24 protein-coding genes and 1 tRNA gene are annotated in these 24886 nt (G+C 71.5%); 20 read left to right on the top strand and 5 right to left on the bottom strand.

Features of this window, described 5'->3' with window-relative positions; genetic code table 11:
* Positions 1-8: 8 nt before the first annotated feature.
* The 10 genes from glp (at position 9) to ABZ939_RS14745 (ending at position 8366) form a co-directional block, all read left to right on the top strand.
* Positions 9-1325: a gephyrin-like molybdotransferase Glp gene (gene glp / locus ABZ939_RS14790; RefSeq protein WP_361853921.1), complete on the top strand. Its 1317-nt coding sequence runs from the start codon at positions 9-11 to the stop codon at positions 1323-1325.
* 57 nt (positions 1326-1382) lie between these two features.
* Entirely contained in the window at positions 1383-1874 is a 492-nt protein-coding gene (moaC, locus tag ABZ939_RS14785; protein ID WP_329119549.1) for a cyclic pyranopterin monophosphate synthase MoaC, read from the top strand.
* 56 nt (positions 1875-1930) lie between these two features.
* Complete coding sequence (locus ABZ939_RS14780) at positions 1931-2467, top strand: MogA/MoaB family molybdenum cofactor biosynthesis protein (protein WP_361853918.1); 537 nt, start codon at positions 1931-1933, stop codon at positions 2465-2467.
* Positions 2464-3087: a GNAT family protein gene (locus ABZ939_RS14775; protein ID WP_361853667.1), complete on the top strand. Its 624-nt coding sequence runs from the start codon at positions 2464-2466 to the stop codon at positions 3085-3087. Before ABZ939_RS14780 ends, ABZ939_RS14775 begins: the two co-directional genes overlap by 4 nt.
* A 142-nt stretch (positions 3088-3229) precedes the next feature.
* Positions 3230-4297 carry a gephyrin-like molybdotransferase receptor GlpR gene (gene glpR, locus ABZ939_RS14770; protein ID WP_361853664.1) on the top strand — a complete coding sequence of 356 codons (1068 nt, stop codon included), beginning with the start codon at positions 3230-3232 and terminating at the stop codon, positions 4295-4297.
* A gap of 96 nt (positions 4298-4393) precedes the next feature.
* Positions 4394-4467: transfer RNA gene (locus ABZ939_RS14765), tRNA-Ala, on the top strand.
* A 182-nt stretch (positions 4468-4649) separates the two neighbouring features.
* On the top strand, positions 4650-5456 hold the full coding sequence (locus ABZ939_RS14760) for a hypothetical protein (protein WP_361853661.1): 807 nt from the start codon (positions 4650-4652) through the stop codon (positions 5454-5456).
* Positions 5457-5473: 17 nt separating this feature from the next.
* A complete protein-coding gene (locus ABZ939_RS14755; RefSeq protein WP_361853658.1) occupies positions 5474-6685 on the top strand; it encodes a histidine kinase in 1212 nt (403 codons plus the stop codon).
* Positions 6682-7380 carry a response regulator transcription factor gene (locus ABZ939_RS14750; RefSeq protein WP_361853655.1) on the top strand — a complete coding sequence of 233 codons (699 nt, stop codon included), beginning with the start codon at positions 6682-6684 and terminating at the stop codon, positions 7378-7380. Before ABZ939_RS14755 ends, ABZ939_RS14750 begins: the two co-directional genes overlap by 4 nt.
* A 242-nt stretch (positions 7381-7622) precedes the next feature.
* Positions 7623-8366 carry a DUF4232 domain-containing protein gene (locus ABZ939_RS14745; RefSeq protein ID WP_361853653.1) on the top strand — a complete coding sequence of 248 codons (744 nt, stop codon included), beginning with the start codon at positions 7623-7625 and terminating at the stop codon, positions 8364-8366.
* 54 nt (positions 8367-8420) lie between these two features.
* Here ABZ939_RS14745 and ABZ939_RS14740 read toward each other — a convergent pair whose 3' ends face one another.
* The 3 genes from ABZ939_RS14740 to ABZ939_RS14730 form a co-directional block, all read right to left on the bottom strand.
* The gene (locus ABZ939_RS14740) at positions 8421-8789 is read right to left on the bottom strand and encodes a hypothetical protein (RefSeq protein ID WP_361853650.1); all 369 of its coding nucleotides are present in this window, start codon (positions 8787-8789) and stop codon (positions 8421-8423) included.
* 195 nt (positions 8790-8984) lie between these two features.
* Positions 8985-9905 carry a peptidase gene (locus ABZ939_RS14735; protein ID WP_361853647.1) on the bottom strand — a complete coding sequence of 307 codons (921 nt, stop codon included), beginning with the start codon at positions 9903-9905 and terminating at the stop codon, positions 8985-8987.
* Between the two features lie 121 nt (positions 9906-10026).
* A complete protein-coding gene (locus ABZ939_RS14730) occupies positions 10027-10506 on the bottom strand; it encodes a GNAT family N-acetyltransferase (RefSeq protein ID WP_361853644.1) in 480 nt (159 codons plus the stop codon).
* A gap of 110 nt (positions 10507-10616) precedes the next feature.
* Between ABZ939_RS14730 and ABZ939_RS14725 the strand changes: the two genes are divergently transcribed.
* The 3 genes from ABZ939_RS14725 to ABZ939_RS14715 all read left to right on the top strand — a co-directional run bounded on the left by ABZ939_RS14725 (position 10617) and on the right by ABZ939_RS14715 (position 13434).
* On the top strand, positions 10617-10886 hold the full coding sequence (locus ABZ939_RS14725; RefSeq protein ID WP_361853641.1) for an RNA polymerase subunit sigma-70: 270 nt from the start codon (positions 10617-10619) through the stop codon (positions 10884-10886).
* Between the two features lie 127 nt (positions 10887-11013).
* Positions 11014-12606 carry a recombinase family protein gene (locus ABZ939_RS14720; RefSeq protein WP_361853639.1) on the top strand — a complete coding sequence of 531 codons (1593 nt, stop codon included), beginning with the start codon at positions 11014-11016 and terminating at the stop codon, positions 12604-12606.
* Positions 12607-12636: 30 nt separating this feature from the next.
* On the top strand, positions 12637-13434 hold the full coding sequence (locus tag ABZ939_RS14715; RefSeq protein ID WP_361853636.1) for an exodeoxyribonuclease III: 798 nt from the start codon (positions 12637-12639) through the stop codon (positions 13432-13434).
* 99 nt (positions 13435-13533) lie between these two features.
* Here the strand turns inward: ABZ939_RS14715 and ABZ939_RS14710 are convergent, their stop codons facing one another.
* Positions 13534-14154, bottom strand: coding sequence for a MerR family transcriptional regulator (locus ABZ939_RS14710; protein ID WP_361853915.1), 621 nt, complete (start codon positions 14152-14154; stop codon positions 13534-13536).
* Positions 14155-14332: 178 nt separating this feature from the next.
* Here ABZ939_RS14710 and ABZ939_RS14705 point away from each other — a divergent pair, with 178 nt between their 5' ends.
* The 5 genes from ABZ939_RS14705 to ABZ939_RS14685 all read left to right on the top strand — a co-directional run bounded on the left by ABZ939_RS14705 (position 14333) and on the right by ABZ939_RS14685 (position 18623).
* Entirely contained in the window at positions 14333-15862 is a 1530-nt protein-coding gene (locus ABZ939_RS14705; RefSeq protein WP_361853633.1) for an NAD(P)/FAD-dependent oxidoreductase, read from the top strand.
* Between the two features lie 89 nt (positions 15863-15951).
* Complete coding sequence (locus tag ABZ939_RS14700) at positions 15952-16818, top strand: alpha/beta hydrolase (protein WP_361853912.1); 867 nt, start codon at positions 15952-15954, stop codon at positions 16816-16818.
* Positions 16815-17705, top strand: coding sequence for an SDR family oxidoreductase (locus ABZ939_RS14695; protein WP_361853631.1), 891 nt, complete (start codon positions 16815-16817; stop codon positions 17703-17705). Before ABZ939_RS14700 ends, ABZ939_RS14695 begins: the two co-directional genes overlap by 4 nt.
* A 109-nt stretch (positions 17706-17814) precedes the next feature.
* On the top strand, positions 17815-18003 hold the full coding sequence (locus ABZ939_RS14690; protein WP_361853628.1) for a hypothetical protein: 189 nt from the start codon (positions 17815-17817) through the stop codon (positions 18001-18003).
* A 101-nt stretch (positions 18004-18104) separates the two neighbouring features.
* Positions 18105-18623, top strand: a complete 519-nt coding sequence (locus tag ABZ939_RS14685; protein ID WP_361853625.1) for a GNAT family N-acetyltransferase — start codon at positions 18105-18107, stop codon at positions 18621-18623.
* On the opposite strand, the gene ABZ939_RS14680 is transcribed toward ABZ939_RS14685, so the two are convergent.
* Positions 18566-21838, bottom strand: a complete 3273-nt coding sequence (locus ABZ939_RS14680; RefSeq protein WP_361853622.1) for a S41 family peptidase — start codon at positions 21836-21838, stop codon at positions 18566-18568. The genes ABZ939_RS14685 and ABZ939_RS14680 overlap by 58 nt on opposite strands.
* Positions 21839-21987: 149 nt before the next feature.
* On the opposite strand from ABZ939_RS14680, the gene ABZ939_RS14675 reads away from it, so the two are divergent.
* Both ABZ939_RS14675 and ABZ939_RS14670 read left to right on the top strand, forming a co-directional pair.
* Complete coding sequence (locus tag ABZ939_RS14675) at positions 21988-22560, top strand: TetR/AcrR family transcriptional regulator (RefSeq protein WP_361853619.1); 573 nt, start codon at positions 21988-21990, stop codon at positions 22558-22560.
* 111 nt (positions 22561-22671) lie between these two features.
* Positions 22672-24831, top strand: coding sequence for an MMPL family transporter (locus ABZ939_RS14670; protein ID WP_361853616.1), 2160 nt, complete (start codon positions 22672-22674; stop codon positions 24829-24831).
* Positions 24832-24886 lie beyond the last annotated feature (55 nt).

The raw sequence follows: 24886 nt of genomic DNA, 5'->3' as shown, positions 1-24886 counted from the left end.
CGGCACCGGTGTCCGGCGATACGCCCGGCGATCCCTGCGCGGGTCCCTCCCGCGACCTGTGGTCGGTGGACGAGCACCTGGACGACATCCTGGCGGCGGTCTCCCCGCTCGAACCCATCGAGCTGCAACTGCCCGAGGCCCAGGGCTGTGTCCTGGTCGAGGACGTCACGGTGCCGGTCGCACTGCCCCCGTTCGACAACAGCTCCATGGACGGTTACGCGGTCCGGGTCGCCGATGTCGCCGGTGCCACCGAGGAGTTCCCGGCCGTCCTGACCGTCATCGGCGACGTGGCCGCCGGCGCCGGCGGCCTGCCCGAGGTCGGCCCCGGCCAGGCCGCCCGCATCATGACCGGTGCCCCGCTGCCGCCCGGCGCCGAGGCCGTCGTCCCCGTCGAGTGGACCGACGGCGGTACGGGCGGGGGAGCGGCGAGCGGGATGCGCGCCGCCAGCGCCGCCCCCGAGGGCGCCGGTGGCGAGGTCCGCGTCCACCGGTCCGCCGGGGCCGGCGCGCACGTCCGCGCGCGGGGCAGTGACGTCCAGGCCGGTGACCTGGCCCTGGAGGCCGGGACGGTTCTCGGGCCGCCCCAGATCGGGCTGCTCGCCGCGATCGGCCGCGCCACGGTGCGGGTACGCCCCCGCCCGCGCGTCGTCGTGCTTTCCACCGGCAGTGAACTGGTCCAGCCCGGCGAGGAGTTGGGCGCGGGCCAGATCTACGACTCCAACAGCTTCGCGCTGGCCGCCGCCGCGCGCGACGCGGGGGCCATCGCCTACCGGGTCGGCGCCGTCACCGACGACGCCGAGACGCTCCGGGCCACCATCGAGGACCAGCTGATCCGCGCCGACCTGCTCGTCACCACGGGCGGGGTCAGCGTGGGCGCGTACGACGTGGTCAAGGAGACGCTGACCGCCGACGGGCGGGTCGACTTCCGCAAGCTGGCCATGCAGCCGGGCAAGCCGCAGGGCTTCGGGACGATCGGCCCCGAGCACACCCCGCTGCTCGCCCTGCCGGGCAACCCCGTCTCCTCCTACGTCTCCTTCGAGCTGTTCGTACGGCCCGCGATCCGGGCTCTGATGGGCCTCGGCGATCTCCACAGGTCGCGGGTCCGCGCCGAGCTCAAGGCCGACAAGGCGCTCTCGTCCCCGGCCGGCCGTCGCCAGTTCCTGCGCGGGACGTACGACGCCGAGTCGGGCACCGTCACCCCCGTGGGCGGCGCGGGCTCCCACCTGATCGCCGCGCTCGCGCAGGCGAACGCGCTGCTCGTCGTCCCGGAGGAGGCCACGGAAGTGGAGCCGGGCCGCGAGCTGGAGGTGGTCCTCCTCGGCTGAGGAGGCCCTGGTGGCGGTACCGTGGCGTCCCACACAGCGACCGGGAGTGTCACGGCCATGAGCACGCAGCAAGGACTCACCCACATCGACGAGGCGGGTGCGGCCCGCATGGTCGACGTCTCCGCGAAGGACGTCACGGCGCGGACCGCACGCGCCAGTGGCCGCGTCCTCGTCTCGCCTCGCGTGATCGAGCTGCTGCGGGGCGAGGGCGTACCGAAGGGCGACGCGCTCGCCACCGCCCGGATCGCCGGGATCATGGGCGCGAAGAAGACGCCCGACCTCATTCCCCTCTGTCACCCGCTGGCCGTCTCGGGCGTGACGCTCGACCTCACGGTCGCGGACGACGCGGTGGAGATCCTGGCGACCGTGAAGACCACGGACCGCACGGGCGTGGAGATGGAGGCCCTGACGGCCGTCTCGGTGGCCGCGCTGACGGTCGTCGACATGATCAAGGCGGTCGACAAGGGCGCGGTCATCTCCGACGTACGGGTGGAGGAGAAGACCGGCGGCAAGTCGGGCGACTGGACCCGCGAAGGGGCCGAGTCGTGACCCGCGCGGGTCGCGTGGCGGGGGCGCACGAGCACGAGGAGCACCCCCCTGCGGCGCTGGGTGAGGGCATCGGCGGCGCCCTCACCGCCCCGTACTCCGCCCTGGTCGTCACCGCCTCCAACCGGGCCGCGGCCGGTGTCTACGAGGACAAGGGCGGCCCGCTGCTCGCCGAGGGGCTGCGGCGGATGGGCTTCGCGGTGGACGGCCCGCAGGTCGTCCCGGACGGCGCGCCGGTCGAGGCCGCGCTCCGGGCCGGGGTCGCGGCCGGGTACGACGTCATCCTCACCACCGGTGGCACCGGTATCTCGCCGACCGACGCCACCCCCGAGGTCACCCGCCGGGTCCTCGACCACGAGATCCCCGGAATCCCCGAGGCGATCCGCGCGTACGGCCGTGAGAAGGTCCCGACCGCCGCACTCTCCCGCGGCCTGGCGGGTGTCGCGCGCGGGACCGTGATCGTGAATCTGCCGGGCTCCTCGGGCGGGGTCCGCGACGGTCTGGCCGTCCTGGAGCCGCTTCTCGTCCACGCGGTCGACCAGGTCCGCGGCGGTGACCACCCGAGACCCGACGCGGAACCGGGCCCGGCGTCATGATTCCGTCCTGGCCCGTGGTCCTCTCCGACGGAGACGTCGTGCTCCGCCCGATAAAGATGCGCGACCAGCGGGCCTGGCGCGAGGTGAACCGGCGTAACCGCGACTGGCTGCGCCCGTGGGAGGCGACGATTCCGCCGCCCGCCCCCGGCGGTCCGGTCACGCAGCGGCCGACGTACCGGCAGATGGTCCGTCATCTGCGGGCCGAGGCGAACGCCGGCCGGATGCTTCCGTTCGTGATCGAGTACCGCGGCCGGCTCGTCGGTCAGCTGACCGTGGCGGGAATCACCTGGGGCTCGATGTGCTCGGGCCACGTCGGCTACTGGGTGGACAGCGAGGTGGCGGGACGCGGTGTGATGCCGACGGCGGTCGCGCTCGCCGTCGACCACTGCTTCCGCACGGTGGGGCTGCACCGGATGGAAGTCTGCATTCGGCCCGAGAACGGCCCCTCGCGACGGGTCGTGGAGAAATTGGGATTCCGGGAGGAAGGGCTGCGGCCGCGCTACCTCCACATCGACGGGGCCTGGCGGGACCATCTCGTGTTCGCCCTCACCGCCGAGGAAGTGCCCGAGGGGCTGCTGCGCCGCTGGCACCAGGCTCGTCCCGCCCACCCCGCAAAATAAAATAAGTGTTCGAATTCAATCAGCAGTTGATCCTCAATCGATCTGAACAATCACAAAAAAGTTCAGTGATATCAGCCAGATCGTGCGACACACCGGGCCAATTGGCCGATGCCCGTAACGGAACCCCTCTACGGTGTGAAGCGTGAGCAGCAGCGGCCTCATCTACGCAGTCATCGTCGGGGCCTGGGCCGCCTACTTGGTACCGATGTGGCTCCGCAGGCAGGACGAGCTCAACGAAGCCCGTCCGACGGAACGCTTCAGCACCGCCATCCGGCTGCTGTCCGGACGGGCGGGGATGGAGCGCCGGTACGCCAAGGAGCTGAAGGACCGGGACCGTGGGGCGGACGACGCGGAGCCCGACGTGGACCCGGACGCCGAGACCGAGCATCTGAGCTCGGTCGACGTCCGGGCCTTTTCCGCGCCCGCGGCCAGGACGGAAGCCCGCCTGGAGATCCCGGAACCGGCACCCGAGCCGGCACCGGCTCCCGCCGCCGCGCGGAGACCCTCGAAGGCGGCCGCCGAGCGCGCCCGCCGCGGCAAGGTCCTCGCCCGGCGCCGGCGCACCACGGTCGTCCTCTTCCTCGCCTTCACCCTCGGCGCGGTCGTCGCCGCGGTCGGCGGCCTCGCGTTCCTGTGGGCACCGGGCGTCCCGGCCGTGCTGCTGAGCGCGTACATCGTGCATCTGCGGACGACGGAGCGCCGGCGCTTCGTGTACGTGATGGACCGCCGCCGTGCCGAGGCAGCGGCGGCCCGCCTGCGCGAGAGCCGGCCGCAACGCCGCCAGCCGGTGCCGGACGCCGACGAGGAGCCGGCCCGCCCCGAACCCGAACCGGCCCCCTCGGTCTCCCCGCAGGAGGCCGGCCGCCGCGCGCTCGTCGAGCAGACCGACCACGCGGAGTGGGTGGACCAGCAGCGCGAGCGCGGCCCGGCCCGCGGCGACAGCTGGGACCCGGTCCCGGTCCCGCTCCCCACGTACGTCACCGCCCCCGTCGCGCCGCGTGCGACGAGCGGTGTCGACATCACGGACCCGGAGACCTGGAGTTCGGCCCGCTCCTCCACAGCGGCGGACCCGACCCCCGCTCCGTCCCCGGCCCCGGCGCAGGCCCCGCGCCAGCGCACCAACCCGCCGCGCCGCCAGCGCGACCACGGCCGCACCCCGCTCTTCGACCAGTACGCGGACGACGACCGGCCCCGCGCGGCCAACGAATGACCCCCGGCCGTGGGCCCTTCGGGGCCCTCGGCTGACCTGCGGGGGAACGGATTTCCTCGTACCCCGATCGGGATGCTAATGTTTCACACGTCGCAAGGGCCTGTGGCGCAGTCTGGTAGCGCACCTCGTTCGCATCGAGGGGGTCTGGGGTTCAAATCCCCACAGGTCCACAAGCGCAAGACGGGATCCCGTCCGATCTGATTGATCGGGCGGGATTTCGTCGTTTCCGGGATGGTGCGGCACCTCGGCATCTCGGCGTCTCCGGACCGCGCGGCATCGGACCTGGGTCCGATGCCGGAAACCGGGCCCAGGTCCGACGCGGGCGAGGAGCCGTTCGCGGGATCGTCCTCGCATGACGACAACGCAGAACACCCCGCCCGTCACCACGGAACGGCCGACGCGCACGGCCTCTCTGCTCGGCAGACGCACGATGGCTCTGCCGGTCGAATGGGCCGGAGACACACCGTTCCCCGGGCGGTGGGTCGGTGGGGTCTCGCTCGTACTCGGACCGTCGCTGCTCCTCACCGGCGTGCTCCTGCGGCTGCCCTTCCCCTTCTTCTTTCCCGAGCAGCTCGCCGCTCGCGCCGATCACCCCGGACTGATGGCCGCCTCCTACGGCGCCTTCGCCGCCGGCACCGTGCTGCTGTGGCCCGGCGTGGCCGTGCTCACCTCCCGGATCGGGCGGAGCAGGCCGGGACTGGCCCTGTGGGGCGGGGTGTTCGCCGTCCTGGGGCTCTTCGCCCGGACGTTCCACGCGGGTGTGGACCACCTGGCCCTCCAACTCGCCGACCGCCAGGGCGCGCAGGAGGCGAGCAGGTTCGTCGCGGAGACGTACGGCGCCTTCCACGTCTTCAGCGCACTCAACATCGCCATCATGGGCGGCTGGCTGCTGCTGGCCCTCGGCGCCTGGCGGGCGCGGGTGCTCGGACCGGTCCGGGCCGTCGCTCTCGCGGCGGCGGCCGCTCTGCCGCTCGGCGTGCTCAAGGGCACCACACCCCTGTCGGTCGTGGCGGTCGCCGGGCTGTGCCTCGCGCTCGTTCCGCTGGGGGTCACCGTCCTGCGGGACGGTCCGGCGCCGCGCCGCGCCACGGCTCTGCGCTGGATCGGGCTGGTCGCGGCCGTGGCCGTCGCGATGATCGTCCTGGGACGAGCGGGTTGACCGGTTACGGTCAAGCCATGCGACCCCCGCGTATCGGACGACTGCGGCGCGACGGCCATCTCCTCGCGCTCGACCTCGTCGCCGCGCTCCTCCTGACCGCCGTCTACATCGGGTTCGCCGGCATGACCGCGGTCGACACCCAGCCCGCCTACACCGGACCGGTGTGGGCGGGCTGGGTCGTGGCCTGCGCCGTCGGAATGCCGGTCGCGGTACGGCGGCAGTGGCCCCTGGCCGCGACCGCGACCGCGCTCGCCGGAGCCACGGCCGCCGCACTCCTGGACATCACCCGAGAGCCGTGCGCCGCCGTCGCCCTCACCCTCTACCTGGTCGCGCTCGTCGAGCCACCGCGGCGCTCCGTGCCCACACTGGCCCTGGCGCTCGCCGTGTCGGGAGCCGCCGTCCTGGCCGGCGAGGCCGTGGTGACCCCCGCCGAGACATGGAGCGGAGCGATCGGCATCGCCGCCACCGTCTGGCTCATCCTGGGCGCGAGCTGGGCGGCAGGCTCTGTCGTACGTCTGCGCCGGGCCAGGGAAGAGGCGGATGCCGAGCGACAGGCCGAGCAAGGACGCGTCGAGGAACGGCTGCGGATCGCACGCGAGTTGCACGACATCGTGTCCCACAGCCTCAGCCTGATCGCGGTCAAGGCGGGCGTCGCGGGCCACGTCGCCCAGGCCCGCCCCGAGGAGGCGCGGGACGCGCTGCGCGTCATCGAGGAGACCAGCCGCGCCGCGATGATCGAGATGCGGCGCACGCTCGGGGTGCTGCGCACCGACACCCCGGGCAGCCGCGGCGGCGCCGCGCTCGTCCCCGTCCCCGGGCTCGACGACGTACCGCTCCTGGTCGAGAAGGCCCAACAGGCCGGACTCGTCGTGGATGTGGACATGACGGTGCCGGACGAACTGCCCGCGGGCATCGCCCTCGCCGTGCACCGGATCGTCCAGGAGAGCCTCACCAACGCGGTCAAGTACGCGGCGCCCGCCCGCTGCCGGGTCGAGATCGAGGCGGACCGGCGCGAGGTCCGCGTCGACATCACCGACGACGGCCGCGGCGGAGACGGCAGCGGCGGAGACCGCGGCGGGGGCGGTCTGCCGTCCGGGGGGCATGGCTTGGTCGGCATGCGGGAGCGCGTGATGATGTACGGCGGAACGTTCAGGGCCGGCCCGCGCCCCGGCGGGGGTTTCGCGGTCGCCGCCCGACTGCCGATGGACAGCGCTGGGGGGACCACGTGAGCGATGCGGCGATCCGGGTACTCGTCGTCGACGACCAGGTACTGCTGAGGGGCAGCTTCCGCATCCTTGTGGAGAACGAACCCGGTCTCACCGCCGTCGGTGAGGCCGGTGACGGCGCAGAGGCGGTGGAACTCGCCCGGCTGCACCGCCCGGACGTGGTGCTGATGGACGTCCGAATGCCCGTCATGGACGGCATCGAAGCGGCCCGGCAGATCTGCGGCTCCCCGGAGACCGCTGACGTACGGGTGCTGATGCTCACCACGTTCGACCTGGACGAGTACGTGTACGCGGCACTGCGGGCGGGGGCCGCCGGCTTCCTGCTGAAGGACACCCCACCCGCGGAGGTACTGGCGGGCATCCGTGTGGTGGCCTCCGGCGAGTCGCTCCTCGCGCCGTCCGTGACGCGCCGGCTCATCGAGGAGTTCACGAGCCGCCCGGAACCGAGCAGCCGCGTCGCGCATGCGCTGGTCGGGGTGACCGAGCGGGAACGGGAGGTCCTGGAACTGATCGCCCGCGGGCTGGCGAACGACGAGATCAGGGCGTACCTGCACATGAGCACGGGCACGCTGAAGACCCACATCGGCCGCCTCCTCGCCAAGCTGGGCGCCAGAGACCGCGCGCAGTTGGTCATCGCGGCGTACGAGGCCGGGGTCGTGACGGCCCAGTCCCCGAGCAGGCGCGGGCACACGCCCTGATCCGGGCGGCGGACCGTGACTGGGCGGTGGACCGTTACCGGGCACGGACCGTATTGGGGCGGCGGAGCGTTCCCTTCCCGTTCCACCCCACCGTTCTGGGTCTGAGCGTTCCCGCAGGTCAGATGGGGTGGAACGTCCCAGCGTCCCGCATCGGCGGTGGGCTCTGGCGGCGGTGGCGGGCCCGGCCGCAGGGTGGTGACCAGGCCGCCGGACGAGGCGGTCACCACCTACGGGGAGTTCACATGCGTACCTTCCGCACCCGCACCACCGTCCTTGCCGCCGCCACCGCCGCGCTCGCCCTTGCGCTCACCGCCTGCGGCGGCGCGGACGACGCCGGTACGAAGGACGAGGGCGCCGCGTCCGTCTCGGAGGTCACGCCCGGCGCCGGCGCCGCGGACAGCGGAACGAGCACCGGGGGCACGGGCGGCACCGGTACGACGGGCGGCACCGGCACCAGCGGCAGCACGGGCAGTACCGGCACCGCCGGCGCGGACGCGTCGAACCCGGCGACGTCCGCCGCACAGACGGGTACCAAGAAGAAGAACGACGGCAAGACCCCGGCGTGCACCGTCAACGACGTGAAGATCTCCGCGGCCAAGCAGGACGGCGTGCCCACCACGCACATCACCCTGACCGCGACGAACGTCTCCGGCCGTTCCTGCACGCTGCTCCAGTACCCGCTGATCGCGTTCGGCGAGATCCAGACGGCCAAGGACGTCCCGTCCGTCGCCAAGAGCAGGCCGGGCACGCCCGTCGTGCTGTCCGCCGGAGCGGCGGCCTATGCCGCCGTGCGGATCAACGACGGCGGTGTCGACGAGGAGAACCGCGCGGTGTCGTCGTTCCACGTGAACCTCTTCGCCGCGGACGGCCCGGCCGAGGGCAGCAAGGTCGTCACCGCGCCCGCGGGCGGCATCGCCGTCGACGACGCGGTCGCCAAGACCGGCTACTGGACGCACGAGCTGCGCAACGGCGCCGACGAGTTCTGACCCCTCCGCGCCGGGCGAGGGCGGCCGCACCGACGCGGCCGCCCGCGCCCTGGCTCACGCGGTGCGGGTGATCCACCGCTGGAGCGCGATGTGGGTGAAGTCGTCGAGCGTGCACAGCGCTTCGATCGCGTCGAGGTCGCCGGGCAGCGGGGCGATGCCCGCCGTGGTGAGCGCCGCGTGCAGGTCCAGCCGCCGCCGGTCCGCCGGCTCCAGAGCCACGGACAGCCGCGTGCTGGGCACCGGCGCGGGCAGCGGGTAGTCGCCGGACTCCATGAAGCCGTGCGCGACGTACGTCTGCGTCCGCGGCTGCGTCCATGCCTCCGGCTCCTCGGCGAAGTCGTCGATGAACGCAGCAGGGAAGCGGTAGGGATCGAGGTCCGCCATCTCGGTCGGGGCCGCGGTGAAAGACTGGAGCGCAGTCATGAGTTCCTCCTCGGTTGTCCTGCCACTGGCCATGAGGACTGCGGCCGGGCCGCGGGCAGTTGCGGTTCCCGCGACTTACCACCCGAACGCCCCCTATCCCATCTCGTCACACAAGACACGACAGGACGCCCCCGGACGCACCCGGGGCGCACCGCGTCCCCGGCGGAGGAGTTCGCCGGGGGCCGCGGGCGGGGGTCAGGAGACCTGCGCCCGGTCGTACAGGGCCTTCGCGTCGTTGCCGAAGTACGGGCCGAACATGCGGTTGGGCAGGAAGGTGTAGCCGAAGCTGTTCACCGAGACCTGGAGGCCGGTGCCGGTGGCCTCGCTGAAGCCCGTGAACCAGGGGCCGCCGCTGGATCCGCCCGTCATGTTGCAGGCGAGGCTGTGGTCCTGGGAGAAGAGGAAGTCCTTCGAGGAGTTCCCCGCGCAGTGGATCAGCTTCGAGCCGTCGTACGGGGAGGCGGCCGGGAAGCCGAAGGCGTACATCGGCTTGTTGTAGCCGCCGTTGAACTGGATGCCCTGGGCGCCGGTGACGGACGTCAGCTTCTGGCCGTTCAGGGGGGCCACGACCGCCGCGCCGACGTCGTAGTTGATGTCCTCGCTCGCCTCCCACTGCGGGGTCGTGAGCGTCTTCGTCGCCGCCCACTGGCCGTACGGCGCGCTGCCGTTGTCGTACGCCGGGACGAACACCCAGTTCGTGTGCCACGCGCCCTGGTACTTCACGCAGTGGCCGGCCGTGATGACCGTGCTCTGGTTCTGGCTGGTGACCGCGTTGCCCGAGCAGGAGGCCGTACGGCCCTGGAAGGTGAAGAACACCCGGCCCGAGGTCTTCACGACCGCGCCGCCGCCTGTCCAGGGGCCACCCGGCTGCGGGAAGGCCGTCGGGGCGACGGAGGTCGGGGAGATCGTGGTCGGGGTGGACGAGCGGGCGACCTGCTTGAGGGTCTTGAGGGCGCCGGGAGCGACCTCGAGGTCGAGCGGGGTCGCCGAGCGCATCCGCTCCGCGGTCCAGAAGGCGGGCTTCTCCGCCGCTTGCGCCGAGGTCGTGGTCAGGGCTCCGGTCAGCAGCGCTCCGACCGACAACAGGACGGCTGCGACTGTGCGATGGCGTCTCACGCATGTCTCCTTCTGCCGAGGCAGGTGGGGGATGAGAACGGTGCGGATCGACGTGCGTGAGGAAGCGTGCCAGATGGTGAGACGATTGTCAGGGGCGCGTCAGGGAATCAGGTCGGCGATTTCAGGTCAGAGGCTTTGCGTAGCAGCGGCTGTTCTCGTACTCCCGGTAGTGGCCGAACTTCGCACACAGCTCGTACCCGCTGCTCGTGTACAGCGCGATCGCCTCCGGCTGCGCCGTTCCCGTCTCCAGAACCATGCGGATACGGCCCGCCGCGCGGGCGTCCGCCTCGAGGGCCGCCAGGATGCGACGGGCCAGCCCCAGGCCGCGCGCCTCCGGCACCACGTACATCCGCTTGAGCTCGGCGTCGCCGTCCGAGTAGCCCTCGTCGTTCCTGTCCTGGGTGCGCCAGCCGCCGGTCGCGACGGGGCGGTCCGCGGAGTCGTACGCGAGGAGATAGAGCCCGGATGGCGGCGCGAACATGCCGGCGTCGAGTGGTGTGACATCGCCCTCGTCGCCGTAGCGGGCGGCGTACTCCAGCTGAACGGCGTCGTTGAGTTTGACCGCGTCAGGGTGGTCGTAGGGAGTGGGGCGTATGTTCATGCGAAGCATCGTACATCTATGCATGCTCGGAGGGTCGGCATTCTGTCGAGGATGCGCTCCCCGACCAGAAGAGGCTAACCGCCCAAGATGTTTAGGGGTACCCTAAAATCGTGATCGAGACTTCTCCTGCTGTGGACGCGATCCGTGGCGTCATCGCTGAGCTTGCCGCTATGCCCGACGCGACAGACCGGGCCCGCGCGGTCGCTTCCGTCCTGGACTCCGTGCCCCGGCTCCAGGCGGAGCTTCGTGCCGTCCGACAGGCCGCCGTCGTCGAAATGCGCACCACCCAGTCCCTTGCGGAGGTGGCCGCAGCGCTCGGAATTTCCTTGCCCCGTGTCTCGCAGATCGCCTCCGGTATCAGCCGCACAGCGAAGAAGTGACGACCGCGACGGATGTCGCCGAGCGCTTCAGCACGTCGCCCTCGGCCTGCCCGTCCCGACACCGACCAAGCGGCGCCGTCGTACCGATCCGCAGCGATTTCCCACGCCCGCACGAACGGCAGGCACAGTGACACCGAACCCCGCCACAAACCAGGGCTCTCCCGACGAGGGCGAGCCCTGGCTCGCGTACGTCAGAGTCTCCACCTGGAAAGAAGAGAAGATCAGCCCTGAGCTGCAACAGGCGGCGATCGAGGCATGGGCGAAGCGCACAGGACGTCGCATCGTCGACTGCGTCGAGGACCTCGACGTCTCCGGCCGTCACTTCAAACGCAAGATCATGAAGTGCATCGAACGCGTCGAAGCAGGCGAAGCGCGCGGCATCGTCGTCTGGAAGTACAGCCGCTTCGGGCGCTCCCGCGACGGCATCGCCGTCAACCTCAAGCGGCTCGACGATGCCGGCGGCGAGCTGCAATCCGCCACTGAGGAAGCCGACGCCCGCACCGCCACCGGCCGCCTCCAGCGCGGCATCCTGTTCGAGTTCGCGGCGTACGAATCCGACGCCCGCGGCGAACAATGGCGCGAGACCCATGACCATCGACGCTACAAGCTCTGCCTCCCCGCCACGGGCCGGCCCCGCTTCGGCTACATCTGGCAACCCCGCCGGCTGCCTGACGGCAAAGGCGGCTGGATCCTCCAGGAGGAGAAGTATGTAGCCGACCCCGAGGCCGGGCCGGTCATGGCCGACCGGTACCGGCAGTACATCGGTGGCGCCCCGTTCTACGCACTCCTCGACGAGCTCAACACTGCCGGATGGCGCACCACACGCGGGGGCCTGTGGACCGCCCAGACCCTCATTCGCTACATGGACAGCGGGTTCTGCGCCGGACTGCTCCGCATCCACGATCCGAAGTGCGTGTGCCATCCGGCCGGTCGCGGCAACTGCCCGAACGTGTTGTTCGTCCCGGGCGCGCAGGAAGAACTCGTCGACCTGGAGCTGTGGCAGCAGTACCGGGACCGCAGGCAGGCGACAAAGAAGACCCCGCCCCGCGCCCCGACCGCGCTCTACCCGCTTACCGGGCTGGTGCGCTGCGCCGGATGCCGTGGCACCACGCCAGTGCAGAGCGCCATCAGGATGGTCGACGGCGAGCCGCGGTCGATCAAAGGCCACAACTACATGTGTGGCCGTCGCAGCGTCACCGGCACCCACGGATGCGAAGGCGTGTACGCGGCCCGGGTCGATGTCGAGAAGCGGGTGCATGACTGGCTCAAGGAGCCGGCACCGGACCTCGACGCCGGGTGGAGCGCTCCGCCGCCCCAGGACGAGGCGCTCGGCGAGCGGACTGCGGCCGCCAGGGAGCGTGCACGGCTCGAAGCCGAAGCGGCCAAGCAGAGGCAGGCGGTGGCGAACCTGCGCGCCGACCGGGCCATGAATCCCGACGGGTACAGGCCGGGGGAGTACGAGGCGGCCCTCGACCGCATTCGGCAGCAGCAGACGGCGACCACTGCCGCGCTCGAGCGGATGTCGGTGGAGAACCGTACGCCGCGACAGTCGGACTACGAGCCGGTGATCGCAGGGCTTCTTGAGGAGTGGGACCTGCTGAGCGACGCGGCGAAGAACGGGCTGCTCAAGCAGCTCGTACGGCGGGTCGCGCTCGTCCGCCAGGAGAAGGGTTTCGGCGTCGAGGTGCATCCGGTGTGGGAGCCTGACCCCTGGGCGTGACCTCGCTGCCCACCTGAAAAGGAGCATGTTTTGTACACAGTGACGTCCGTCAATGTCAATGGTCTCCGCGCCGCCGCCAAGAAGGGCTTCGTGGAGTGGCTCGCCGGCACCTCCGCCGACGCCGTCTGCCTGCAGGAGGTACGCGCCGAGGAATCCCAGCTTCCGGCCGAGGTCGCGGCGCCCGAGGGATGGTTCACCGCGCACGCGCCCGCCGCCGCCAAGGGGCGCGCGGGGGTGTCCCTCTACACCCGGCGTGAGCCCGACCAGGTGCGGGTCGGGTTCGGGTCGAGCGAGTTCGACGGCAGTGGCCGGTACATCGAGGCCGACCTGCCCGGCGTCACCGTCGCCAGCCTCTACCTGCCCTCCGGCGAGGTCGGCACCGAGCGGCAGGACGAGAAGGTCCGCTTCATGGACGAGTTCCTGCCGTATCTGAAGGAGCTCAAGGAGCGCTCCGCCGCCGACGGCCGCGAGGTCGTCGTCTGCGGCGACTGGAACATCGCCCACCGCGAGGCCGACCTCAAGAACTGGAAGACCAACCAGAAGAACGCCGGCTTCCTCCCCGAGGAGCGCGCCTGGCTGAGCCGCGTCTTCGACGAGGCGGAGTACGTCGACGTGGTCCGCGCCCTCCACCCGGACCAGGAGGGGCCGTACTCGTGGTGGTCGTACCGCGGGCGCGCCTTCGACAACGACAGCGGCTGGCGCATCGACTACCAGGTCGCGACGCCGGGCCTGGCCGCCAAGGCCGTCAAGGCGTTCGTCGAGCGGGCCGCCACGCACGGGGAGCGGTGGAGCGACCACGCGCCCGTGACGGCGGTCTACGAGCTGTAGCCGCACACAGGGGGAGGGGGGAGTCGTTGAGCGCGCGCATTCTTCTGTCACCCGGTCATGCGGGTGCTCGAAGGGTCAGCGTCGCAACGTCGCAGGACCTCAGGGCCTGTCCCGCATGCGGCGGTCCATGGCCATCGAAAGCTCCGCCTCCACCACGCTCTTGGCGAGCGGCCGCAGGCGCTGGATGTCCTTCTCCTCGGCGTGCTCGCGCAGCAGGTCGGTGAAGAGCGCGGCCAGGGCGTCCGCGTGTTCGCGGACCGCCCGGCCGGCCTCCAGGACGGCGGAGAGCGGGACGCCCTCCTTCACCAGGGCCGCGGAGACGTCGAGCAGCCGGCGGCTGATGTGGACGATCGTGTCGCCGTCGGTGGCGAGGTAGCCGAGGTCGAGGGCGGCCAGCAGGTTCTCCGGGGTGACCTCGCCCGCGAAGTAGTCGGCCAGTTCCTGCGGGGTGAGCCGGACCGGCTCCTCCTCGGTGGGTTCGCCGAGGCCGAGGACCTCGCTGACGTCCTTGCCGCTCTCGAAGGCGGTGTTGAGGTCGGCGATGCCGTTGAGGGTGTGGCCGCGTTCGAGCAGGGCCGCGATGGTGCGGAGTTTGGCCAGGTGGTGGTCGTCGTACCAGGCGATGCGGCCCTCGCGGCGGGGCGGTGCGATCAGGCCGCGCTCGCGGTAGAAGCGCAGGGTGCGCACGGTGATGCCGGCCGCCGCGGCGAGTTCGTCCATGCGGTACTCGCGTACACCTGTCACGTCTTCCGATCGTTCTGCCACGCCCGCAAGCCTATGTTGTACCGCCGGTAACTTTCCCTTGCCCGACCCCTACCGCTCGGTATGCCGCTGCTCTACAGTCCCGACTGTGCCAGTGATTGCTGGCGGAATCTTGGCCGGGCGCACGGGAGGCGGCATGGCGAAGCACGAGCACGTACGGGTGGCGGTGATCGGATCGGGGTTCGGTGGACTCGGGGCCGCCGTCCGGCTGCGCCGCGAGGGGATCACCGACTTCGTCGTCCTGGAGCGGGCCGACTCCGTGGGCGGCACATGGCGCGACAACAGCTATCCGGGATGCGCCTGCGACGTCCCGTCCCACCTCTACTCCTTCTCCTTCGCGCCCAACCCCGACTGGCCCCGCACCTTCTCCGGGCAGCGCCACATCCGTGCCTACCTGGAGCACGTCACCGACACCTTCCGGCTCCGCCCGCACCTGCGGCTGAACCACGAGGTGAAGCTGATGCGCTGGGAGGCCGAGGAGCTGCGCTGGCACATCGAGACCAACCAGGGCTCCTTCACCGCCGATGTGATCGTCTCCGCGACGGGGCCGCTCTCCGACCCGAAGATCCCCGACATCCCGGGCCTGGCCGACTTCCCCGGGAAGGTCTTCCACTCGGCGCAGTGGGACCACGACTACGACCTCACCGGCAAGCGCGTCGCCATGGTCGGCACCGGCGCGTCCGCGATCCAGATCGTGCCCGCGATCCAGCCGCAGGTCGGGAAGCTCACCCTCTTCCAGCGCACCCCGCCGTGGGTCATGCCGCGCATGGACCGCGCCATCACCGGCGCCGAGCGCTGGCTCCACCGCACGATCCCCTTCACCGGGACCGCGCGCCGCGGGCTGCTCTGGGGCATCCGCGAACTCCAGGTCAGCGCGTTCACCAAGCGCCCCGGCGAGCTGGGTCTCGTCGAGTCGCTCGCCAAGGCCAACATGGCCAAGGCGATCAAGGACCCGGCGCTGCGGGCCAAGCTGACCCCCTCGTACCGCATCGGCTGCAAGCGCATCCTGCTGTCCAACACGTACTATCCGGCGCTCGCCCGGCCCAATGTCGATGTCGTCGCCTCCGGACTGCGCGAGGTCCGGGGCTCGACCGTCGTCGCGGCGGACGGCACCGAGACCGAGGTCGACGCGATCGTCTTCGGTACGGGATTCCACGTGACCGACATGCCGATCGCCGAGCGGGTCGTCGGCGCGGACGGCGTCTCGCTCGCCGAGGCGTGGAAGGGCGGGGTGCAGTCGCTGCGCGGCGCCACCGTCGACGGCTTCCCCAACTGGATGACGATCATCGGGCCCAACACCGGTCTCGGGAACTCCTCCATGATCCTCATGATCGAGTCCCAGCTGAACTACATGGCCGACTACCTGCGCCAGTTGAACGTTCTCGGAGGGCGTGCCGCCCTCGCCGCCCGCCCGTCCGCCGTCGGCGCCTGGAACCGGAAGGTGCAGGCCCGGATGGAGCGGACCGTGTGGAAGGCGGGCGGCTGCGACAGCTGGTACCTGGACGCCAACGGCCGCAACACCACGCTGTGGCCGGGCACGACGGGCGAGTTCCGGCGCGAGACGCGCCAGGTGGACCTCGCGGAGTACGAGGTGCTGCGCCCGGGCGCCGAGGCCGCGTCCGCGCAGCCGAAGCGCACGGCCCGCAAGAGGGAGGCCGTGAAGTGAGCCGCCTCTCCGCCGGGCCCCGTACGACCGCGTCCCGTGCGAAGTCGTCCCGTACGGCCCCGCGTGTCCCGCTCCCGCACCCGCGCGAGGTGATCGCCGTCTCCGCGGACGGCGCCCGCATCCATGCCGAGGTGTACGGGCCCGAGGGCGCCCCGACCGTGGTCCTGGCCCACGGATGGACCTGCTCCATCGCCTTCTGGGCCGAGCAGATCCGCGACCTCGCCCGCGACCACCGGGTCATCGCCTACGACCAGCGCGGCCACGGCCGCACACCCGCCCCGGCCGGCGCCTCCGGTCACTCCACGCGGGCGCTCGCCGACGACCTCGAAGCGGTCCTCGCCGCCACGCTCGCCCCCGGCGAGAAGACGGTCCTCGCCGGGCACTCCATGGGCGGCATGACGCTTATGGCGGCCGCCGCGCGCCCCGGCTTCCGGGAGCACGCCGCCGCCGTGCTGCTCTGCTCCACCGGCCCGTCCCGGCTCACGGCCGAATCCCTCGTCGTACCGATGCGGCCAGGCGGCCTGCGGACCCGGCTGACCAGGGCGATCCTGGGAGCGAGGGCGCCGCTCGGACCGGTCACGCCCGTGTCGAAGAGGATCCTGAGGTACGCGACGATGGGCCCGGGTTCGGCGCCCGAACGGGTCGACGCCTGTGCCCGGATCGTGCACGCCTGCCCGCGCGTCTCGCGGGTGGCCTGGTCGCACGTGCTCGCGGAGCTCGATCTCGAAGCGGGCGTACGGGAGTTGGAGCTGCCAGTGGCGGTGCTCGTCGGCGCGGCGGACCGGCTCACCCCGCCCGTCCACTCCCGCGCCATGGCCGAGGCCCTGCCGCAGTGCGTGGGGCTCGACGAGTTGGCGGGGATGGGCCATATGACACCGGTCGAGGCCCCGGAGGCCGTCACCGCGCGGATCAGGGAACTCGTGACCACGTACGTATGTCTGAGGGAGGACGCATGAGCAGGGTGAGTCTGGAAGGCCAGGTCGCGGTCGTCACCGGAGCGGCCCGCGGTGTCGGTGAACTCCTCGCCCGCAAGCTCTCCGCGCGCGGCGCGAAGATCGCGCTGGTCGGCCTGGAGCCGGACGAGCTGAAGCAGGTCGCCGCCCGGCTGCACACCGAGGCCGACTGGTGGCACGCGGACGTCACCGACCACGAGGCGATGGCCCGGGTGGCGTCCGAGGTCAAGGAGCGCTTCGGCAAGGTCGACATCGTGGTCGCCAACGCGGGGGTCGCGGCGGGTGGTCCGTTCGTGGACTCCGACCCGGTCGCCTGGCGGCGGGTCATCGAGGTCAACCTGATCGGCGGAGCGGTGACCGGACGGGCCTTCCTGCCCGTCCTGATGGAGTCCCGCGGCTACTTCCTGCAGATCGCCTCGCTCGCGGCCATCACGCCGGCGCCGATGATGACGGCGTACTGCGCCTCGAAGTCGGGCGTCGAGGCCTTCGCGCACAGCCTGCGCGCCGAGGTCGGCTACAAGGGGGTGAAGGTCGGCGTCGGCTACCTGTCGTGGACCGACACCGACATGGTCCGGGGCGCCGACCAGGACGACGTGATGAAGGAGCTGCGTCAGCGGCTGCCCTGGCCGTCCAACCGCACGTACCCGCTGGGCCCGGCCGTGGACCGGATCGTGGCGGGCATCGAGCGGCGCTCGGCGCATGTGTACGCCCAATGGTGGCTGCGCGGGATGCAGTCGGTCCGCGGCTATCTGCCGGGGGTCATCGCGACGGTGGGTCAGCGCGAGATGCAGCGCTTCGAGCCGCGTCTCTCGGGTGTCTCCAAGGGCCTTGTCGGGGCCGGAGGGGTGGCCGACGAGCAGGCGCGTACGGGGGCCAACTCCCAGCGGTAGCTGAGAGTATTTGATCGAAATGCGCGGAATGTTCCGCCATGCCACGCTGGTCGAGGCCCAAGGGGCGAGCCGCCCCGTTCCCCTCACACCCGTCAAGGAGTGAACCTTCATGGGCATGCAAGACCAGTTCAAGGACAAGGCGAAGCAGGCCGCCGAGCAGGCGAAGCAGAAGATGGGCAACGCACGCCAAGAAGCGTCCGAGCGCGCCTCCCAGGCCAAGGGCCGCCCCTCCGACGAGGAGCAGCGCCGGGCCCACCAGGAGGCCCAGGACCGCTTCGACCAGGACTACGACGCCTGACGTCTGTCCCCCGAGAAGGCGCACCCGGGACGCCGGGTGCGCCTTCCGCGTCGCCTTATTTCCCGTGCGGTCCGCACGCAGGGCCACGTACCGTGCCGCCCATGCCCGAACTGCAGCTGCTGCGACCCGAACACGCCCCCGCCCTGCTCGCGTTCGAGCGGGAGAACCGGGGGTATTTCGCTGCCTCCGTGCCCGATCGGGGGGATGCGTACTTCCGCGAGTTCGAGGCGCGGCATCAGGCTCTGCTCGACGAGCAGGAGACCGGGGCGATTCTGTTCCATGTGCTGGTCGGGGGCGGTGGGGAGGTTCTCGGGCGGTTCAATCTCGTCGACGTGGCCGACGGGTCCGCCGATCTCGGGTTCCGGGTCGCCGAGAAGGCCGCCGGGCGGGGTGTGGCCACCGGCGGGGTGCGGGAGGTGTGCCGGCTCGCCGTGGTGGAGTACGGGCTGGTGCGGCTCACGGCCGCCGCGGCCCTCGCGAACGCCGGGTCGAGGGGCGTGCTCGCGCGGGTGGGGTTCGTGCCCGTCGGGGACTGCGTCCTCGACGGGCAGCCCGGGACGTCCTACGTGGTGGACCTCGGCGGGAGCTTCGGGCGGGAGTTGTCGGGCACGTCCTCGTAGCCGGGCGGGGTCGCCGCCGGGGTCTCCCCGAGCAGCGAGAGGGCCACTTCGACCGCGTCGTCGAGCTGGGCGTGGCGGCCCTCGGCCCAGTCCAGCGGGGTGCGCATGATCGCCAGGTCGGGTTCCACGCCGTGGTTCTCGACGGACCAGCCGTACTCGGGGAACCATGCCGCGTTCATCGGGACCGTGATCTGTGTGCCGTCGCCGAGTCGGTGACGGCCGGTCATCCCGACGACCCCGCCCCAGGTCCGCTGGCCCACCACCGGGCCGAGGCCGAGCAGCTTGAACGCGGCTGTGATCATGTCGCCGTCCGAGGAGGTCGCCTCGTCGGCGAGGGCGACGACCGGCCCGCGCGGGGCGTTCGAGGCGTACGAGACGGGCTGGGCGTTACGGGTCAGGTCCCAGCCCAGGATCTTGCGGGTGAGCTTCTCCACGACCAGCTCGCTGATGTGGCCGCCCGCGTTGCCGCGCACGTCCACGATCAGGGCCGGCCGGGAGACCTCCATCCGCAGGTCGCGGTTGAACTGGGCCCAGCCCGAGCCGCCCATGTCCGGGATGTGCAGATAGCCGCACTTGCCGCCGCTGACCTCCCGGACCACCGCGCGCCGCTTGGTCACCCAGTCCTGGTAGCGCAGCGGCCGCTCGTCGATCAGCGGCACGATCGCGACCCGGCGCGCGCGGCCCTCGCCCTCCGCCGGCTGGAAGGTCAGCTCGACCGTCGTACCGCCGGAGGAGGACAGCAGCGGGTACGGGCCGGCCACCGGGTCCACCGGCCGGCCGTCCACGTGGGTGAGGATCGCGCCCTCGCGGATGCCGGTGCCCGCGAGCGGTGAGCGTGCCTTGGAGTCGGAGGAGTCGCCGGGCAGGATCCGCTTGACCATCCAGCCGCCGTCCCGGGGGACCAGGTTGGCGCCGAGGAGGCCCATCGGCCGCTGGTAGTGCGGCGGGCCCTCGTTGCGGCGGGCGGGCGAGACATAGGCGTGCGAGGTGCCCAGCTCGCCCATGACCTCGCGCAGCAGATCGGCGAACTCGTCGGGGGAGGCCACCCGTTCGACCAGCGGTCGGTACTGGTCGAGGACGGCCGGCCAGTCCACTCCGCACATGTTCGGATCCCAGAAGTAGGCGCGGACGATCCGCCCCGCCTCGTCGTAGGCCCCGCGCCACTCCGCCTCGGGGTCGACCTCGTGCAGGATCCGCCGCAGGTCCATGTAGACGGTCGAGTCGCCGTCCCCGGGCTCGGTCGCCGGCACCGCCCGCAGATCGCCCTCGTCGACCACGACGAGCCGTGATCCGTCGCCGCTGACCGCGAACCAGTCGAGGTGGCCGACGAGTTCGGTCTTGCGGGCCTTGGTGATGTTGAAGTGCTCAAGGGTGGGGCGGCCCGTGGTGTCCGCCGGGTTGGCGAAGGTCTCGCCGAGCGCGCCCGAGATGGGCCAGCGCAGCCAGACGAGCCCGCCGCCGCTGACCGGGTACAGCGCCGAGTACTTGGAGGCGGAGACCGGGAAGGGGGTGACCCGGTCCGGGAGCCCCTCCACCTCCACGATCGTGGTGCCCTCCCCGCCCTCGGTCTCCGTCTCGGTCGGGTCCAGGCCACCCGCCGCCGGGCGCCCGTCCGGCAGCAGCGCGAACGGCGACGGGGTGGCGGACGACAGGGGTACGAGATAGGGGCGGCAGCCCAGCGGGAACGACAGGTCGCCGGTGTGCACGTCGTACACCGGGTCGAAGCCCCGCCAGGAGAGGAAGGCGAGATAGCGGCCGTCGCTGGTGAAGACCGGATTCTCGTCCTCGAAGCGGCCGTTGGTGACGTCGACGATCGTCCGGGTGCCCGGCCCGGAGATCCGGGCCATCTTGATGTGGCGCAGCGAGCGCCCGATGCCGGGGTGAGACCAGGTCAGCCAGGCGCCGTCGGGGGAGAAGGCGAGATCGCGGACGGGCCCGTTGTCCGACCGGATCACCTCGCTCACCTCGCCGTTGGACTCCTCGGTCGCGTCGATGAGGAGCAGCCGGCCGTCGTTGGAGGCGATCGCGAGGCGTTCGCCCTCGGGGTCGGCGACCATCTCCTCGACCCGGCCGAGTTCGCCGGAGGCCATCCTGCGCGGCTCCCGGTCCCCGCTGGCCCGCGGCAGGTAGGCGACCTCGATCGCGTCCTCGCCCTCGGCGTCCGTGACGTACGCGATCTGGCCGCCGCTGCCCAGCATCTCGGGCAGCCGGACCCGGACGCCCGGGGTGTCCGTGATCGTGCGGGCCGGTCCGTCGCGGTGGGTGAGCCAGTAGAGGCTGCCGCGCACCGATACGGCGCTGGCCCGCCCGGTCTCGTCGACCGAGATCGCGTCCACGTGGTTGGCGGCCGGGACCTGGTAGTGGCGCCGGCCCGCGCGTGGGCCGCCGAGTCGTACGTCCAGCTTGCGCGGCACGGCGTCGGGGACGGTCAGGTCGTCGACGATCCACAGGTCGCCGGCGCACTGGTAGACCACTCGTCGCCCGTCGCTCGACGCGTGCCGGGCGTAGAAGGCGTCGTGGTCGGTGTGGCGGCGCAGATCGGTGCCGTCGGGCAGGCAGGAGTAGAGGTTCCCGATGCCTTCGTGGTCGGAGAGGAAGGCGATCCGGCCGGAGACGAACATCGGGGTGTCGAGCTGGCCCTCGAGATCCGGCAGCAGCTGCTCGCCGTGCAGCCACAGCCGCCCGGTGGCGCCGCCCCGGTACCGCTTCCAGGCCGCCGCCTCGTGCGGCGGCTTTCCGGTGAGGAGGAGGGTGCGGCGCTCTCCGTCGAGATCGGCCACGGCGATGTCGGAGACCGGGCCCCAGGGCATGCGGCCGCCGGGGGAGCCGTCGGTGGGGACGGTGTACGCCCAGGAGAAGTACGAGAAGGGCTGGCCGTGCGAGGAGACGGCGAGGATGTCGCCGTCCGGGGACCAGGAACAGACCCGGGTGTCCGTCGAGCCCCAGTAGGTCAGCCGCCGGGCGGGACCGCCCTCGACCGGCGCGAGATGGATCTCGGGGTCGAGGCTGCGCCAGCTCGTGTAGGCGAGGTGGCGGCCGTCGGGCGAGAAGCGCGGGTGGCCGACCCGGGTCCGGTCGACGGTGACCCGCCAGGCCCGGCCGGGCCGTTGCCCCTCGGGCACGAGGGGCGCGACCCAGAGATCGTCCTCGGCCACGAAGCACAGCAGGTCGTCGTGGAGGTGCGGGAAGCGGAGATACGCGACGTCGTCACTCACCCCCCAATGCTTTCCACCCTGATGGGGTGCGGCAACTCGTACGGACGTGCGCGTGTGGTCCACGACACGTACGAAACGGTTTCGTTTCGCTAGGCGCTCGGGTACCTTCGAGGTGTACGAAACCGTTTCGTTCGGATGGGAGGCCGGTCATGGCCCGCAGCAGGCTCACCCCAGAGCGTGAGTCCGAGCTGTACGGAGCCGTGCTCGAGCTCCTGCGCGAGGTCGGCTACGACGCCCTCACCATGGACGCCGTCGCCGCCCGCACCCGCTCCAGCAAGGCCACCCTCTACCGCCAGTGGGGGAGCAAGCCCGAACTGGTCGCCACGGCACTGCGCGACAACAAGCCCATCAAGCTCGCCGAGATCGACACGGGCACCTTGCGCGGCGACTTCCAGGCGATCATGGAGCTGACCGACGACTGCCAGATGGAGAAGGACACCGCGCTGATGCGCGGCCTCGCCCAGGCGGTCCATGCCAACCCCGACCTGCACCAGGCGCTGCGCGAACTGCTCATCGAACCCGAGATGAGCAACCTGCGCGTCACTCTGGAGCGAGCGGTGGCACGGGGCGAGATCAGCGCCGACAACCCGGCACTGAAGTTCGTCCCGCACATGATCATCGGGGCGTTCGTCGCCCGTCCGCTGATCGAGGACCAGCCGATCGACCGCGCCTTCATCACCGACTACGTCAACGCCGTCGTGCTCCCCTCACTCGGCGTCTGACACTCCCCGCAGCACCACCCGCACCGCCCGCACCACCTGACGTCGCACCGCTCACGCCGTCGGGCCGGCTCCCCATGCCCTGTCCCACCACGAAATTGGGAGTACGCCCCCGTGGCCACGTTCCTCTACAAGTTGGGTCGCTCCGCCTTCCGGCGCCGACGGCTCGTCGCCCTCCTCTGGGTGGCGCTCCTCGCGCTCGCCGGGGTCGGCGCCGCCACCGCGCCCGCCGCGACCTCCAGCTCCTTCTCGATCCCCGGCACCGAGGCCCAGAAGGCCTTCGACCTCCTTGAGCAGCGCTTCCCCGGCGGCAACGCCGACGGGGCCACCGCCCGGGTCGTCTTCAAGGCCCCCGAGGGCCAGAAGATGACCGACCCGGCCAACAAGGCCAAGGTGCAGGACGTCGTCGCCGAGCTGAAGGCCGGCTCCGACGAGGTCGCCTCGGTCACCGACCCGTACACCGCCCAGGCGGTGTCGAAGGACGGCTCGACCGCCTACGTCTCCGTCAGCTACAAGGTCTCCGGCATGGAGCTGACCGACGCGACGCGGGAGGCCCTGAAGAAGACCGGGCACGACGCGCAGGGGCAGGGCCTGACCGTCGAGATCGGCGGCGACGCGCTGCAGACCATGCCCGAGACCGGCGCGGGCGAGATCATCGGTGTGATCATCGCCGGCATCGTGCTCGTCATCACCTTCGGTTCGCTGGTCGCCGCGGGGCTTCCGCTGCTCACCGCGATCATCGGCGTCGGTATCGGCGTCTCCTCGATCACGGCGCTCGCGAACGTCCTCGACCTCGGCTCCACCACCTCCACCCTCGCGATGATGATCGGCCTCGCGGTCGGCATCGACTACGCCCTCTTCATCGTCTCCCGCTACCGCGCGGAGCTCGCCGAGGGACGGGAGCACGAGGAGGCCGCGGGCCGCGCGGTCGGCACGGCCGGCTCGGCCGTCGTCTTCGCCGGTCTGACCGTGGTCATCGCCCTGGTCGGCCTGGCCGTCGTCAACATCCCGATGCTCACGAAGATGGGCTTCGCCGCCGCCGGCACGGTCGTGATCGCCGTCCTCATCGCGCTCACCCTGATCCCGGCCCTGCTCGGCTTCGCCGGCGCCAAGGTCGTGGGCCGCAAGGAGCGCAAGGGGCTGAAGAAGTCCGACGGCAAGCCCAACATGGGCACCCGCTGGGCCCGGTTCGTCATCCGCCGCCCGGTCATGGTCCTGCTCGTCGGCGTCCTCGGCCTCGGTGCGATCGCCCTGCCCGCCTCCTCCCTGGAGATGGGTCTGCCGGACGACGGCGTCAAGCCCACCTCCGCCACCGAGCGTCGCGCCTACGACCTGCTGTCGGACGGATTCGGCCCCGGGTTCAACGGCCCCCTGATGGTGGTCGTCGACGGCGACAAGGCCGCCGCCGAGTCCACCGTGAAGGAGATCGAGGGCCTGGACGGGGTCGTGGCGGTCACCCCGCCGACGCCCAACAAGGCCGGCGACACCGCGATGATCACGGTGATCCCGAAGGACCGCCCCTCCTCGGTGGAGACCGAGAACCTGGTCCACGACATCCGGGACGCGACCGGCGGCAACGTCCTGGTCACCGGCGCCACCGCGATGAACGTCGACTTCTCGCAGAAGATGAACGACGCGCTCGTGCCCTATCTGGCCCTGGTCGTCGGACTCGCCTTCCTGCTCCTCATGGTGGTCTTCCGCTCGATCCTGGTCCCGCTGAAGGCGGCCCTCGGCTTCCTGCTCTCGGTGGTCGCGGCCCTCGGAGCGGTCGTCGCGGTCTTCCAGTGGGGCTGGCTCGGCTCCCTCTTCGGCGTCGAGCAGACCGGCCCGATCATGTCGATGATGCCGATCTTCATGGTGGGTGTGGTCTTCGGACTCGCGATGGACTACGAGGTCTTCCTCGTCACCCGGATGCGCGAGGCGTACGTCCACGGCGAGCGGCCCGGCGAGACGATCGTGACGGGCTTCCGGCACAGCGCCCGGGTGGTCACCGCCGCCGCGGTGATCATGATCGCGGTCTTCTCCGGGTTCATCGGCATGGACGACCAGATGATCAAGATGATCGGCTTCGGTCTCGCCGTCGCCGTCCTCTTCGACGCCTTCGTGGTCCGGATGGCGATCGTCCCGGCGGTCCTCGCCCTGCTCGGTCACAAGGCGTGGTGGCTGCCGAAGTGGCTGGACAAGGCGCTGCCGAACGTGGACGTGGAAGGCGAGGGCCTGGCCGCGAAGGACGCCGGGCCCCAGGACCCGGAGCGTGAGCTCGTGAAGGTCTGAGCCCCATGAACCCCGGGGCGCCTCCTTGAGCGGAGGAGGGTTACGTCCCGGATCG

This window comes from Streptomyces sp. NPDC046712 (assembly GCF_040645695.1).
Classification (GTDB): Bacteria; Actinomycetota; Actinomycetes; order Streptomycetales; family Streptomycetaceae; genus Streptomyces.
Note: the sequence above shows the minus strand (reverse complement) of the source record. Positions and strands in the feature narration are given on the sequence as shown.

Coding starts and splice junctions, on each gene's coding strand:
- moaC (WP_329119549.1), top strand. CDS start 1,383: ATGAGCACGCAGCAAGGACTCACCCACATCGACGAGGCGGGTGCGGCC.
- ABZ939_RS14775 (WP_361853667.1), top strand. CDS start 2,464: ATGATTCCGTCCTGGCCCGTGGTCCTCTCCGACGGAGACGTCGTGCTC.
- ABZ939_RS14760 (WP_361853661.1), top strand. CDS start 4,650: ATGACGACAACGCAGAACACCCCGCCCGTCACCACGGAACGGCCGACG.
- ABZ939_RS14755 (WP_361853658.1), top strand. CDS start 5,474: ATGCGACCCCCGCGTATCGGACGACTGCGGCGCGACGGCCATCTCCTC.
- ABZ939_RS14745 (WP_361853653.1), top strand. CDS start 7,623: ATGCGTACCTTCCGCACCCGCACCACCGTCCTTGCCGCCGCCACCGCC.
- ABZ939_RS14740 (WP_361853650.1), bottom strand. CDS start 8,789: ATGACTGCGCTCCAGTCTTTCACCGCGGCCCCGACCGAGATGGCGGAC.
- ABZ939_RS14730 (WP_361853644.1), bottom strand. CDS start 10,506: ATGAACATACGCCCCACTCCCTACGACCACCCTGACGCGGTCAAACTC.
- ABZ939_RS14710 (WP_361853915.1), bottom strand. CDS start 14,154: ATGGACGAACTCGCCGCGGCGGCCGGCATCACCGTGCGCACCCTGCGC.
- ABZ939_RS14705 (WP_361853633.1), top strand. CDS start 14,333: ATGGCGAAGCACGAGCACGTACGGGTGGCGGTGATCGGATCGGGGTTC.
- ABZ939_RS14695 (WP_361853631.1), top strand. CDS start 16,815: ATGAGCAGGGTGAGTCTGGAAGGCCAGGTCGCGGTCGTCACCGGAGCG.
- ABZ939_RS14690 (WP_361853628.1), top strand. CDS start 17,815: ATGGGCATGCAAGACCAGTTCAAGGACAAGGCGAAGCAGGCCGCCGAG.
- ABZ939_RS14685 (WP_361853625.1), top strand. CDS start 18,105: ATGCCCGAACTGCAGCTGCTGCGACCCGAACACGCCCCCGCCCTGCTC.
- ABZ939_RS14675 (WP_361853619.1), top strand. CDS start 21,988: ATGGCCCGCAGCAGGCTCACCCCAGAGCGTGAGTCCGAGCTGTACGGA.